The sequence below is a fragment of the Dyella sp. genome (assembly GCF_035277725.1).
GTDB lineage: Bacteria > Pseudomonadota > Gammaproteobacteria > Xanthomonadales > Rhodanobacteraceae > Dyella_B.
Genome location: NZ_DATEJY010000131.1, coordinates 1 through 13129, shown reverse-complemented (window position 1 = coordinate 13129; position 13129 = coordinate 1). Strand labels below are relative to the sequence as shown.

Genomic DNA, 13129 nt, shown 5'->3' with positions numbered 1-13129 from the left:
GCGACCACTTCGCCCGCCGCCGTCTTGATCGGTACATCAAACCAGCGCAACACCTTCTCGCCGTTCGCCGCTGCCGCACGCAACTCATCCAGCATGCCCGGTTCGAGCTTGAAGTGTGCATAGACATCCTCGCGGCCCGGTGCCACGAAATCGATAGTCCCGGCCTTGTCCCACACGAAGTGATCTTTCCCGAGGTGATGCAGTACCAACAACATCCAGAACGGATCTGCCATCGCGAACAAGCTGCCGCCAAATTGCGTGCGCACGTAATTCCGATTCCATGGCCGTAAACGCAACACTACGCGCGCTTCGGTGTAATCCTTATCCAGCTTCAGCAAGCGAATGCCGCTGAACAGAAAGGGCGGCCATAGATTTAGAAGAAAGCGGAAAGTGGATGCACGCATGAAGGGCTCCGGGAAGGAGCATGCAATCTACCATGCTTATGCGTATGGATTTTTCTTCGCTGACGCGGTCAATGTTTCAAGCGCTCAAAACAACAACAGCAGTCGAGCAGGCTGGGATGAAATCCCGGCTGTTCGTATCGATAGCGATGCCGGGATTGTCATCCCAACCTGCGTGCCATCTCTGCTGCTTAGTGTTTGCTGCGCAGATATCGGTACGCTGACCTGCCGCAATATCTTATTTGGCCAATGGCTCATCGCCGCTGGATGGCAGGACGAAAGACACGCCGACAAGCCGTTCGACGATGTCACTGAAGCGGGATAGCGGGCATTCGAGTTGCTTGTCGCATGCTGGCAAACGCAGCGGCGTTACGATTTCGGCGGCGGAATGTTCCACGTTGCCGTTGCGCAGGGCGGCAAGCGTCGGTTGGGCGATGAAGAGGCGAACAGTGTATTGCCCATCGTGTTCCACCAATTGATAGATGAGTGCGCCAGCGGGCGGGTAATCGTCCTTCTGCGTGGCGTTGTGCCAATCGAGTTGCAGCAGGCTGGCCGCGCTGGCGAGGTCCGTGTCATGGCCAACCAGGATGACAGAGCGTTGCTGATGCGGTGCCAGCGTCGGCAAGTCCGACTTTGCATGCGCTGCGGTACGCAGGGTCGCGGCGATGTGGGCCAGCATATTGCCGCCGCGTGCGACGGCTGCATCCGGCGCTTTGGCGGAGAAGGCGAAAGAATCGTTGTGCAGCGTGATCATCTGCGCAATGGCGTTCGCGTCCGCGCGCCCCCAGCCGACTTGCGCCGGTGGCATGCCTTGCACGTATTCAAGCATCAGGTTTTCCGACAGTGTTCCCGCTTGCTTGAGTGCCTTGGCGGGAGCTTCGAGCATCGGCACCTTTTTGCCTTGGGCTTTTGCTTGCTCCAGGCACGGCCGATCCGTGCAGCCAAGCAGCACGTTTTGCAGCATCGCCATGGCAGACGAAGAAAAGGCCGGCGATCCATCATCCGGCACTTTCTTATCCTTGCCGATCCCATGGAACAGCGGATCGGTTTGATCTGCCGCAAGTGCGTCATAGGCGCCTGTGCAATCTGGCGTGAGGCCTCGCATCAACGCGGCGGCGCTATCGCGGTTACGCGGTGTGCTATCCGCGACCGTGCGCACACTGTCGCACTTGAGCGGCATGCCTTCGGACTGTAGGCGTTGCCGATACCAGGCGCCCCACGAGCGCATCAGCGCAGCGCCATGTTCGGTGAGCTGGCCAGGCGCGACGTTCCATGTCGGCCACGCTTGCGATGCGTAGACGGCAAGTTCATCCGGCGCTGCGGTAGGTGAGCGGATGCCGTGGCGCACCAATACCACTTCCTGCACGACGTGTGCTGCGCCGGTGGTGGCATGGGTGGTGGCAAGACACGGCCCCGTTATGGCGGAAAGACAAAGCACGGCGGCAAGTAGTGGAGAATGCATAGAGCCTCCTGGTAATCAGATAGCGCGGGCCATTTGAGTTTCAGCGAGAGATCCAGAAACACGCCGCGGCCCGGCAGGCCCCGGCATAGCGGATCGCCGCTCACGCGATTGCGTGTATCGTGCTCGTGTGACGGTGATATGAAACGTGATGCGGATCAGCGAATTGCCGGCGCTAATGCAATGCCGATGGACAGGGTCAGCCCATCCAGTTGTTGTGCCGAAACGCGGCAAGCCACGCATTGCGTTTGTGGTTGCGAACAAGCCATGCGGCCAGCCGAACAAAACTACGCTCCGTAATCGGTGCTGCAGTGGGTGATGTCGGCGTGCATCTGCGATTCGTTATCAAGGAATGGTGCGCGGTGCGTACGATGGACTTGTTGATAGTACGTACGCGGCATCATTGATCCAATCGGCGTGGATAGGGCCGGAGCCGAGTGCTATGGCGCCAGAGGAAAGCGCTTTCAGGCGAGCCGGATATGCGTCATGTTTCCCGCAAGTGCGGCCCCTCACCTTAACCTCCTTCTCGGAGGGAGAGGGAATTGGTTCACGGCATGGACGCATCGGCTGGGACTTACGTCCCAACACACTGCCATGTACGTCTCGATGACGATGTTGGGGTTTGCACCCCAGCCTACTAGAACAACAGCGACGCCATCCGTCGGCGATAGCGGCCGACCAGTTCTGCGTCATCAAGGGTATTGAAAGCGGCAAGTAGACGCTTTTTCGCCTGGCCCTCGTTCCAGTCGCGCGCTTTTTCCAGGATGAGCAACCAATGCTCCAGACCGGCGGCAGGATCGGTGCCGAGCAGCAGGCGTACGCCCAGCAAATCGTGCGCCTCCCAGTCTTGAGTGTTCGCATGCACCCGTTGCTGCAGCACTTCCATCGCCGGCGTGCCTTCCAGCGAACGCGCCAGGTCGAGCTGGCTGCGCAGGCGTACGGCGCGTGAATCCGTGGCGAGGTTGGCGGGCAGGGCGTTGAGTTCGGCTTCGGCGGCGGAGGCATGGCCAGCCTGGGCCAGGGCGATGGCCAGGTCGAGCTTGAGTTCGGGGCGGTTGGGGCTTTCCGCGATTTCCTGCTGCAGGCGGTTGATGGCCTCTTCGGGTGATTCGGGGGCGAGGTCTTCCAGTACTTCTTCTTCAAGCTCGCCTTCCAGTGGCTGCACGTGGCGCGACAGGAACTGGCGCAGCTGGCCTTCGGGCAGGGCGCCGGCGAAGCCGTCGAGGATCTGGCCGTCCTTCACCAGGATCACGGTGGGAATGCTGCGGATGCCGAAGATGCCGGCCAGTTCCTGGTTCTTGTCGACATCGACTTTGCCCAGGCGGAAGGCGCCGTTGTATTCGACGGCGAGCTTTTCGAGCATTGGGCCCAGTGATTTGCAGGGACCGCACCATTCGGCCCAGAAATCCACCAGCACGGGCGTCGTGAGCGAGGCTTGCAGCACCTCGGTTTCGAAGTTGGCCTGATCGACGTCGAAGATGTGCGGGGAGACGGCGGCGTTCACGGTGGGCTCCAAAGGATCAATCCGAGCAAATCGGGGCGGCGCGCAGCATATCAAGACCAAGCGTGTTTGCCCCGGATTTGCGAGAATCCCGACTTATGAGCACCACGCCCCCGGCCAGCATGGAACACGCGCAGAAGGCGATGACGTCGGATCTGTTGATCTGCGAGCACTGCGACACCGTCTACCGGCGCCGGTTGCTGGCGCGCGGCGACGTGGCGCGTTGCGCACGCTGCCATGCGGTGCTGGAGCGACATCAGCGGATCGGCCTGAATGGGATGTTCGCGCTGGTGGTGACGGTGATGGTGGTGTTCGTGCAGGCGAACGTGTGGCCGATCATCACGCTAGGGCTCAACGGTACGCAGATCCACGCCACGCTGTGGGGCATCATCATCATGATGTGGAAGGAGCACTCGCAGGTGGTGTCGGTGCTGGCGGCGTGCACGCTGTTTTTCTTTCCGCTGTGCAAGATGCTGGTGCTGGGCTGGCTGCTCATCTACGGCCGCAAGGGGCAGCGGGCGCCCGGTTTCAGGCAGCTGATGGTGATATTGCACTACATCGGTCCGTGGACGATGAGCGAGGTGTTCGTGCTCGGCGTGCTGGTGTCGATCGTGAAGGCGCACATGTATTTCGACGTGACGCCCGACATCGGCGTGTTTGCCTATGCGGCGCTGGCGATCTTGATCACGATTTTCTCCGGCATCGATGTGCGCCAGCTATGGGACAAGATTCCGGAGTCGCCGACGTGAGTGCACTTCCGCGCGCGCATGAGCTGGGCCTGATCGGCTGCCACGTCTGCGGCCTGGTCTGCCGCGACACGCAAGTGGACCATGCGGCGTGTCCGCGTTGCGGCAGTTCCATGCATCGCCGCAAGCCGTACAGCTGCATGCGCACGTGGGCGTTGTTGATTGCCGCGTTCATCTTCTACATTCCCGCCAACGTGCTGCCCATCATGCGCACGGTCAGCCTGGGTGACGTGGACGACAACACCATTCTCAGCGGCGTGATCGAACTGTGGCAGAAGGGGTCGCCGGACCTGGCTGTGATCGTGTTCACCGCCAGCATCGTGGTGCCGATGGTGAAGTTTCTGGTGATCAGCACGCTGTTGTTGAGTGCGCATCGGGGGACGCCATGGGCGCGCCGGCAGCGGGCCATGTTGTATCGGCTGGTGGAATTCGTCGGTTATTGGTCCATGCTGGACGTATTCGTGGTGGCGTTGCTGACGGCGCTGGTGCAGTTCGGGTTTTTCAGCCAGGTGGAACCCTTGCCTGGCGTGGTGTATTTCGGCCTTACCGTGGTGCTTACCATGCTGGCCTCACAGAGTTTCGACCCCCGCTTGATATGGGATTGCCAGGACGACGATGACTGACCAGAACATTCCCAACGTTGGCGGCAACTTGCCCGAACCGGTGGTCAAGCACCGTCGCTTCAACGCGTCGTGGATCTGGCTGGTGCCGGCGATCGCCGCGCTGATCGGCCTATCACTGGTGATCAATGCATGGCGGCAGCAGGGGCCGGCCATCACCATCAGCTTCCAGACCGCGCAGGGCCTGGAGTCGGGCAAGACGGTGGTGAAGTACAAGGACGTGGTGGTCGGCAAGGTCACCAATATTCGCCTGAGCCAGGATCACAGCAAGGTGATCGTGAAGGTGGATCTGGAAAAGAGCGCGGGCGATATCGCGGTCTCCGATTCGCGTTTCTGGGTGGTGCGTCCGCGAATCGGGCTGGGTGGTGTGTCGGGTATCGATACGTTGCTGTCGGGTTCCTTCATTGGTGTGGACGTGGGCAAGTCCACGCAGACGCAGACGGATTTTGTCGGCTTGGAAAATCCGCCGTCCGTGTTACACGACTCGCGCGGCAAGAGTTTTACCTTGCAATCGGGCGACCTGGGTTCGCTGGATATCGGCTCGCCGGTGTATTACCGGCGCATCCAGGTGGGGCGCGTGGCCTCGTACAAGCTGGATGACGACGGCAAGGGCGTCACCATGAAGATCTTCGTGGACAGCCCTTACGATAAATTCGTGACCAACGAGTCGCGCTTCTGGAATGCCAGCGGCGTGGACGTCACGATCAGCGCGGATGGCCTCAAGCTCAACACCCAATCGCTGGCTACGGTGCTGGCCGGTGGCGTGGCGTTCAACGACGCGCCGGGCCCCCATGCGGACGAGAAGGCGGCTGACGAAGACGCCTCTTACACGCTGTTCGACACCGAAGCCAACGCCATGGCGCCGCCGGATGGCGAGCCGCGTTACATCGTGATGCGCTTCGACCAGACGCTGCGTGGTTTGGCCGTAGGCGCGCCGGTGGAATTCCGCGGTATCAATTTCGGTCGCGTCGTGTCGATTCGCATGGACTACGACGAAAAAACCGGCCACTTCCCGATCTACGTCGGTGCGGTGGTCTATCCCGATCGTCTTGGCCGCGCACACAAGAAGCTGGCCGAGATCGCCAAGTCCAAGGGCGACAACGACGACATGTCGCACCTGATCGGCTCGCTGGTCGCGCATGGCCTGCGCGCGGAAGCCAAAGCCGGCAACCTGCTTACCGGTCAGCTTTATATTTCGCTGGATCTGGTGCCGAACGCGCCGAAGGTGGCGTACAACCCCGATGCGCGTCCGCTGGAAATTCCCACCGTACCGGGCAGCCTCGACAAACTGCAGGAACAGATGGCGCAGATCGTCGACAAGCTCAGCAAGATCCCGTTCGACGCCATCGGCAACAACCTCAACCACACGCTGGCCGACCTGGATAGCACCATCAAGCAGGTCAACAGCAACGTGCTGCCTGCCTTCCAGGACACGCTCAAGGGCGTCAACCGCACGCTGGGTACGGCGAACCAGACGCTGGGCACCGCCAACAGCGCATTGGCGGCCGATTCGCCGTTGCAGCAAAACCTCGCCGGCACCTTGCAGGAGCTGCAACGCATGGCCCGTTCGCTGCGCGCGTTGACCGATTACTTGAACACCCAGCCGAGTTCGCTGATCCGCGGACGCAGCAAGGACGCACCATTGCCGGATACCGGCACGCCCACCGCCCAGCCGCAGCAAGGGAGCAAGCCATGATTCGTATGCGACATGTCATCGCGGCATGGGGCGCGGTAGCGTTGGCGGCTTGTTCGTCGGCGCCGGTGCATTACTACACACTGGTTCCCGCGCCGGCTGGCGAGCAAGCCGAGTCGCCCGCGGCGCCGGCGAGCTTCCAGTTCGAGCTGATGCAAGTCGGCGTTCCCGCGCAGGATGATGTACCGCAACTGGTCGTGCGCCAGGGTGGGCAGGCCGTTGCCCTGCTCAACGGCGAACGCTGGGCCGCGCCCTTGGCGGATGAAGTGCGTGGCGCCCTGGCGGTGGAACTCGCGCGTCGCACTGGCGCGCAGGACATCAGCGGCACGGCGCCTACGCACGGTAAGCCGGTGCTGCGCATCAAGGTCGACCTGCGCCGCTTCGATTCCGCACCAGGCGACTATGCGTTGATCGATGCCACCTGGACCATTCGCGAACTGGGCAGCCAGGCCGTGCTCACCTGCAGCAGCCGCATCCACGAAAGCGCGGGGCAGGGCTATGCCGGACTGGTGGCGGGTCATCAACAGGCGTTGGCGACATTGGCCGCGCAGATCGCCAGCGTGGCGCCGGCCATGGCGGAGGGAAGCGTGCCGGCCTGTCCGTAGGTTGGGGTGCGAACCCCAACACTATGGCGCCATCGACATGGTGATGTTGGGGTTTCGCACCCCAACCTGCGGCCGGGGGAAGAAGGCCGATCATCATTTCTGCTAGTCTGCCGGGTCCCACGCAGCGCACGGCGATGGACGCCTGCACTGCCGAATAAGCATCAACGGCGCCGGATCATGCAGGACAACCAGACCCAAGGTTCCCCCAACGATTACAACCCGCAGACGGTGGAAGCCGCTGCGCAGCAGTATTGGACCGCGCAACGCGCGTACGAGGTGAAGGAGGACCCCTCCCGCCCGAAGTTCTATTGCCTGGCCATGCTGCCGTATCCCTCCGGCGCGCTGCACATGGGGCATGTGCGCAACTACACCATCGGCGATGTCATCAGCCGCTATCAGCGCATGACCGGCAAGAACGTGCTGCAGCCGATGGGTTGGGATGCGTTCGGCCTGCCGGCGGAAAACGCGGCGATCAAGAACAACACTGCACCGGCCAAGTGGACGTACAAGAACATCGACCACATGCGCGACCAGCTCAAGTCGCTGGGCTACGCCATCGACTGGTCGCGCGAATTCGCCACCTGCCAACCGCAGTACTACCGCTGGGAACAGCTGATGTTCACCCGGTTGATGCAGAAGGGCCTGGCCTATCGCAAGAACGCGGTGGTGAACTGGGACCCCATCGACCAGACCGTGCTTGCCAACGAGCAAGTCATCGACGGCCGCGGCTGGCGCTCCGGCTCGCTGGTGGAAAAGCGCGAGATCCCGCAGTGGTTCCTGAAGATCACCGACTACGCGCAGGAACTGCTCGATGGTCTCGATACGCTGCCCGGCTGGCCGGATGCGGTAAAGACCATGCAGCGCAACTGGATCGGCCGCAGCGAAGGCGTGGATATCCACTTCGCCGTGGAAGGCGAGGCCGAACCGCTCACCGTGTTCACCACGCGCCCGGACACCCTGATGGGCGTCACCTTCGTGTCGATCGCCGGCGAGCATCCGCTGGCGCAGAAGGCGGCCGGTAGCAACCCGCCGTTGGCGGCGTTCCTGGAAGAACTGCGTCACGGCGGTGTGTCAGAAGCCGAGCTGGAAACGCAGGAAAAACGCGGCATGGCCACTGGCTTGTTCGCGATCCATCCGGTGACCGGCGACAAGGTGCCGGTATGGGTGGCCAACTTCGTGCTGATGGGCTACGGCACCGGCGCGGTGATGGCCGTGCCGGGTCACGACGAACGCGATTTCGAGTTCGCGCACAAATACAACTTGCCGATCAAACAGGTCATTGCGGTAAGTGGCGACGATGCCGCCTACGATCCGCAGCACTGGAAAGAGTGGTACTCCGACAAGTCGCGCGCCGACATGCGCGTGATCAACTCCGGCGACATGGACGGCAAGAACTACCGCGATGCCTTCGACTTCATCGCCGGCAAACTGGAAGCCGCCGGCAAGGGCCATCGCCGCGTCAACTGGCGCCTGCGCGATTGGGGCGTTAGCCGCCAGCGCTACTGGGGCTGCCCGATTCCAGTGATCTACTGCGCCAAGTGCGGCGCGCTGCCAGTGCCGGAAGATCAATTGCCGGTGATCTTGCCTGAAGACGTCGCCTTCTCTGGCGTGCAATCGCCGATCAAGGCCGATCCCGCATGGCGCAAGACCACCTGCCCGGAATGCGGCGGCGCGGCCGAACGCGAAACCGACACCTTCGATACCTTCATGGAATCGAGCTGGTATTACGCGCGCTACACCAGCCCGGGTGCGAATGGCCTGGTCGACGAACGCGCCAACTACTGGTTGCCGGTGGATCAGTACATCGGCGGTATCGAGCACGCGATCCTGCACCTGTTGTACTTCCGCTTCTATCACAAGCTGATGCGCGACGCGGGCCTGGTGCATTCGGATGAGCCGGCCACCAACCTGCTATGCCAGGGCATGGTGATTGCCGAGACGTTCTATCGCGAAAACGCGAATGGTTCGAAGGACTGGATCAATCCCGCCGACGTGGAAATCCAGCGTGACGAAAAAGCGCGCGTCATCGGTGCAGTGCTGAAAGCCGACGGCAAGCCGGTGTTGATCGGCGGCACCGAGAAAATGTCCAAGTCCAAGAACAACGGCGTCGATCCGCAGTTGATGGTGGAGAAATTCGGCGCCGACACCGTGCGTCTGTTCTCCATGTTCGCCGCGCCGCCGGAGCAGTCGCTGGAATGGAGCGAAGCCGGCGTGGAAGGCATGGCGCGCTTCCTGCGCCGTTTCTGGCGCGAGGTGATCACGCACGTCGGGCAGCCGGATCATCCGGAAGTCGATCCGTCCCAACTGGATGCTGGCCAGAAAGCGTTGCGCCGCCAGTTGCACGAAACCATCCAGAAGGTCAGCGACGACTTCGGCCGCCGCCACGCCTTCAACACCGCCATCGCCGCGCTGATGGAACTGCTCAACGCGCTCGGCAAATTCACCGACCAGAGTGACCAGGGCCGCGCCGTGCGCCATGAAGCGCTGGAAGCGATGGTGCTGTTGCTCAATCCGGTGGTGCCGCATGTCAGCCATACCTTGTGGCAGGCACTGGGCCATTCGCAGACGGTGCTGGACGATCAGCCGTGGCCGAAGGTGGACCCGGCCGCGCTGGTGCGCGACTCACTGACCCTGGCCGTGCAGGTGAACGGCAAGCTGCGCGGCACCGTCGAGGTAGCCGCCAATGCTTCCAAGGAAGAAGCTGAAGCGCTGGCGCGCGCGCATCCCAATGTGGCAGCCTTTCTGGAAGGGCAGACCGTGCGCAAGGTGATCGTGGTGCCTGGCAAGATCGTCAACATCGTCGCAGGATGAGTCCATGAACCGCATGCTGAAAATTGTCTTGCTGCTGCCCATGCTTGCGCTTGCCGCATGCGGTTTCCACCTGCGCGGCAGCGCAGCCTTGCCGCCCGGCATGCAGCGCGTGCACCTCACCGTCGGGGGCGGCGGCGATTTCCAGCGCAAGCTGGCGCGCGCCTTGCTCGCTTCCAACGTCACGCTGGAAGACAAATCCGGCCCTGGCATTGCCGAGCTGCACGTGCCGGCGCAGAACTTCACCGTGCAATCGCTCACCATCAATGGCGCGGCGCAGGTCACGGAATTCGCCGTGCGCTTCCATGTGGTGTTCACCGCGACGAATCCGGAAGGCAAGGTCATCGTGCCGGATCAGGCCATCGATCTGCAGCGCGAATTCAGCTACGACGCCAGCCAGCCGGTGGGTACCCAATCGCAGATGGAACAGATCCAGGGCAGCCTGACCGACGACGCCATCCAGGCCCTGTTGTTCCGGCTGCAGGCCGTGGCCAAGAACGGCGAAACCGCGGCGGCCAATGCGGTGGGGCCATTGCCGGCCAATGCGAGCACTACGCAGGCACCGCCGCAGTACATGCCGACGCCGATCGGCAATTAACCATGCCGCTCAACCACATCCAGTGGCAGAAGGCGCTGGCTGCGGACCGCCTAAGCCCGGTTTACCTGCTGGCTGGCGAAGAACTGCTGGTGCTTGAGGCTGCCGACGCCCTGCGTGCGCAAGCACGCAAACTCGGCTACAGCGAGCGCCAGGTGCTCGACGTCGGTGCGCATTTCGATTGGGATGACCTGGCACGTTCGGCGGCAGGCATGTCGCTATTCGCTTCGCGCCGACTGCTCGATCTGCGCCTGCCCACCGGCCGCCCGGGAGTGGAAGGTGCCAAGGCCATTACCGAGTTCTGCGCCAATCCGCCGCCGGACGTCACGCTGCTGATCACCGCGGTGGAATGGAGCAACAAGCACGAAGGCGCATGGACCAAGCAGGTCGATAGCGCCGGCAGCGTGGTCATCTTCAACGCACCGCGCCCGAACGAATGGGAAGCATGGATCGGCGCGCGCCTCGCTTCACGCGGCCTGACCGCGACGCCCGATGCCGTAGCGCTGCTGGCCGAGCGCGTGGAAGGCAACCTGCTCGCCGCCGCGCAGGAAATCGACAAGCTGGTCATGCTGCATGGACAAGGCAAGATCGATGCGGCCGAGATGGAAAACCTCGTCGCCGACAGCGCCCGCTATGACGTGTTCAAGCTGACGGATGCTGCATTGGGCGGCGACGGTGCGCGTGCGTTGCGCATTCTCGATGGTCTGCATGCGGAAGGCGACGAATTGATTGCGCTGATGGGCTGGCTGGTGAATCAGTTGCAATTGGCGTTGCGTCTGGCCAATGCGCACGACTTTGGTGCGCAAGCGCGCGCAGAGCGTTTATGGCCGGCACGCGAGCAACTGTTCCGCAAGGCCCTGCGCCGCGCACCACGCGAGCATTGGATGCAATGCCTGGCGCGCGCGGCGCGCATCGATCGCATCGCCAAGGGACGCGAAGGCGGCGATGCCTGGCGGGAAACGCAGCGGCTGATCGCCGCTATCGCCGAACCGCGTGCCGCACAGGCACTGGTCTAACCGAGATACACGATGAAACCGCTGGCCCTCTTTGGCGGCACCTTCGACCCCATTCACATCGGGCATCTCAGCGTCGCGTGGGAAGCCTCCGAGTTGCTCGATGCCGAAGTGCGCCTGATGCCGGCCAACGTGCCGCCGCATCGTCCGCCACCCACGGCCAGTGCGGAGCAGCGCGTCGACATGCTGCGTGCGGCGTTGCATGGTCAATCGCGTCTTACGCTCGATACGCGCGAACTGGAACGCAGCGGCCCGTCCTATACCGTCGATACCTTGGAAGAACTGCGCCGCGAAGTCGGCGAACGGCCGTTGGTGTTGCTGCTGGGCGCGGATGCGTTTGCCGGTTTGCGCAGCTGGCATCGCTGGCGGGACTTGTTTCTGGTGACGCATATCGGCGTGATCAATCGGCCGGGAATTGATGCCTGTGTTCCGGCCGAAGTGGAACGCGCGGTGGCAGCGCGGCGCACGGATGATCCTCAAGTGATTCGTTCGCAGGCGGCGGGGAAGGTGATCGAGCTGGCGGTGACCCCGCTGGAAGTGTCCGCCACGCGTATTCGCGAATTGCTCGCGGCGGGGCGCGATCCACGGTATCTGTTGCCGACGGGGTTGTTCGATGACGCGGCGTTGCTGGCGCCGTATCGCACTGCGCCGTAACCGCATACGTTGCCATGAATGTCGGCCGCGGACGGGGCGTAGGTTGGGGTGAGCGGAACGCGAACCCCAACACCGTGATGCGCGGGGACATGTTGGGGTTCGGCTTTGCGTCACCGCAACCTACGCGCTGCTTGAAAACCCAATATCTCCTGATTCGTTGCCCCGGCGAAAGCCGGGGCCCAGTGACTTTGGGCGCCTAAAAAAGTCACTGGTCCCGGCTTTCGCCGGGACGACGAGTTCAAAATTTTTCGCAGTATTCGGGATGGGTTTTGTGTGCTTCGCACGCCGTATTCAAACGGGATGATTCGCTTCGCTCACCCCTTCAGGCCATCCTTCGGATGTTCTCCGCACTGCGCGCTACGTCCGGCCTGCGCCGGAATGACGAGCGGAAAGATCCTGGCAATCATCAACCCGCAAACGCCACAAACCGCATCGCCACCGAGTTCATGCAATAACGCAATCCCGTCGGCTGCGGGCCATCATCGAACACATGCCCAAGGTGGCCGTCGCATCCTGCGCAACTGATGGCGATGCGTTCCATGCCGAAACTTGTGTCGCGGTGCTCGATCACATTCCGCTTGGCAATCGGCTGCCAGAAACTCGGCCAGCCAGTGCCGGAATCGAATTGCGTGTTGGCATTGAACAGCGCCGTATCGCAACCGGCACAGCGATACAGGCCTTTGTGATTCGGTTTCTCGTGCGGACCGCTGAATGCCATTTCGGTACCCGCGTGACGCAGCACGTTGAAAGCGGCGGGTGAAAGGCGCTGTTGCCATTGCGCATCCGTCAGTACCACTTTGCGCACGTCGCACACGCCAAGATCGCGGCCGTCTTCGTCCGCAAAACATTCCAGCTGCAGCATTTGAAGAGAAGCGTTTGCTGCCGGCGTTGCTGCGGCCATCGCGCTGCCTCCCTTGCGGTTCATCAAGCGTGTCGCTGTCACGGCGCCAAGTGCCACCACGGCGCCACCTCCAAACAAGGCGAACAGGAATCGCCGACGGTCCATCGCCTTGTCGTCGAATGCGGATGTCATG

General features: G+C 62.4%; 12 protein-coding genes. 8 read left to right on the top strand and 4 right to left on the bottom strand.

The genetic code is table 11. The features are described 5' to 3' along the window. The 3 genes from VJR68_RS12345 to trxA all read right to left on the bottom strand — a co-directional run. Positions 1-404: DUF4442 domain-containing protein (locus VJR68_RS12345; RefSeq protein WP_324147996.1), on the bottom strand; the 404-nt coding region annotated here is incomplete at its 3' end. A 235-nt stretch (positions 405-639) separates the two neighbouring features. After that, positions 640-1863 (bottom strand): histidine-type phosphatase, encoded by a 1224-nt coding sequence (locus tag VJR68_RS12340; RefSeq protein ID WP_324147994.1) that lies wholly within the window; start codon positions 1861-1863, stop codon positions 640-642. 634 nt (positions 1864-2497) lie between these two features. Continuing rightward, the gene (trxA, locus tag VJR68_RS12335) at positions 2498-3364 is read right to left on the bottom strand and encodes a thioredoxin (protein ID WP_324147993.1); all 867 of its coding nucleotides are present in this window, start codon (positions 3362-3364) and stop codon (positions 2498-2500) included. A 95-nt stretch (positions 3365-3459) separates the two neighbouring features. Between trxA and VJR68_RS12330 the strand changes: the two genes are divergently transcribed. The 8 genes from VJR68_RS12330 (at position 3460) to nadD (ending at position 12095) form a co-directional block, all read left to right on the top strand. Then, entirely contained in the window at positions 3460-4110 is a 651-nt protein-coding gene (locus tag VJR68_RS12330; RefSeq protein ID WP_324147991.1) for a paraquat-inducible protein A, read from the top strand. Then, complete coding sequence (locus VJR68_RS12325) at positions 4107-4730, top strand: paraquat-inducible protein A (RefSeq protein ID WP_324147989.1); 624 nt, start codon at positions 4107-4109, stop codon at positions 4728-4730. Before VJR68_RS12330 ends, VJR68_RS12325 begins: the two co-directional genes overlap by 4 nt. Continuing rightward, positions 4723-6423, top strand: a complete 1701-nt coding sequence (locus tag VJR68_RS12320) for an intermembrane transport protein PqiB (protein WP_324147987.1) — start codon at positions 4723-4725, stop codon at positions 6421-6423. The genes VJR68_RS12325 and VJR68_RS12320 overlap by 8 nt, the downstream gene beginning before the upstream one ends. Continuing rightward, on the top strand, positions 6420-7025 hold the full coding sequence (locus VJR68_RS12315; RefSeq protein ID WP_324147985.1) for a PqiC family protein: 606 nt from the start codon (positions 6420-6422) through the stop codon (positions 7023-7025). The genes VJR68_RS12320 and VJR68_RS12315 overlap by 4 nt, the downstream gene beginning before the upstream one ends. A 177-nt stretch (positions 7026-7202) precedes the next feature. Then, a complete protein-coding gene (gene leuS, locus VJR68_RS12310; RefSeq protein WP_324147983.1) occupies positions 7203-9836 on the top strand; it encodes a leucine--tRNA ligase in 2634 nt (877 codons plus the stop codon). 4 nt (positions 9837-9840) lie between these two features. Further along, entirely contained in the window at positions 9841-10431 is a 591-nt protein-coding gene (gene lptE / locus VJR68_RS12305; protein ID WP_324147981.1) for an LPS assembly lipoprotein LptE, read from the top strand. A gap of 2 nt (positions 10432-10433) precedes the next feature. Beyond that, positions 10434-11444 carry a DNA polymerase III subunit delta gene (holA, locus tag VJR68_RS12300; RefSeq protein WP_324147979.1) on the top strand — a complete coding sequence of 337 codons (1011 nt, stop codon included), beginning with the start codon at positions 10434-10436 and terminating at the stop codon, positions 11442-11444. A gap of 12 nt (positions 11445-11456) precedes the next feature. Next, a complete protein-coding gene (gene nadD, locus VJR68_RS12295; RefSeq protein WP_324147977.1) occupies positions 11457-12095 on the top strand; it encodes a nicotinate-nucleotide adenylyltransferase in 639 nt (212 codons plus the stop codon). A 406-nt stretch (positions 12096-12501) separates the two neighbouring features. Here the strand turns inward: nadD and msrB are convergent. Then, positions 12502-13129 (bottom strand): peptide-methionine (R)-S-oxide reductase MsrB (msrB, locus tag VJR68_RS12290; RefSeq protein ID WP_324147975.1); only part of this gene is annotated, 628 nt, incomplete at its 5' end.

What these genes read in the sequence shown, in the direction of transcription:
- VJR68_RS12340 (WP_324147994.1), bottom strand. Translation starts at nt 1,863, where the DNA reads ATGCATTCTCCACTACTTGCCGCCGTGCTTTGTCTTTCCGCCATAACG.
- VJR68_RS12330 (WP_324147991.1), top strand. Translation starts at nt 3,460, where the DNA reads ATGAGCACCACGCCCCCGGCCAGCATGGAACACGCGCAGAAGGCGATG.
- VJR68_RS12320 (WP_324147987.1), top strand. Translation starts at nt 4,723, where the DNA reads ATGACTGACCAGAACATTCCCAACGTTGGCGGCAACTTGCCCGAACCG.
- VJR68_RS12315 (WP_324147985.1), top strand. Translation starts at nt 6,420, where the DNA reads ATGATTCGTATGCGACATGTCATCGCGGCATGGGGCGCGGTAGCGTTG.
- leuS (WP_324147983.1), top strand. Translation starts at nt 7,203, where the DNA reads ATGCAGGACAACCAGACCCAAGGTTCCCCCAACGATTACAACCCGCAG.
- lptE (WP_324147981.1), top strand. Translation starts at nt 9,841, where the DNA reads ATGAACCGCATGCTGAAAATTGTCTTGCTGCTGCCCATGCTTGCGCTT.
- holA (WP_324147979.1), top strand. Translation starts at nt 10,434, where the DNA reads ATGCCGCTCAACCACATCCAGTGGCAGAAGGCGCTGGCTGCGGACCGC.
- nadD (WP_324147977.1), top strand. Translation starts at nt 11,457, where the DNA reads ATGAAACCGCTGGCCCTCTTTGGCGGCACCTTCGACCCCATTCACATC.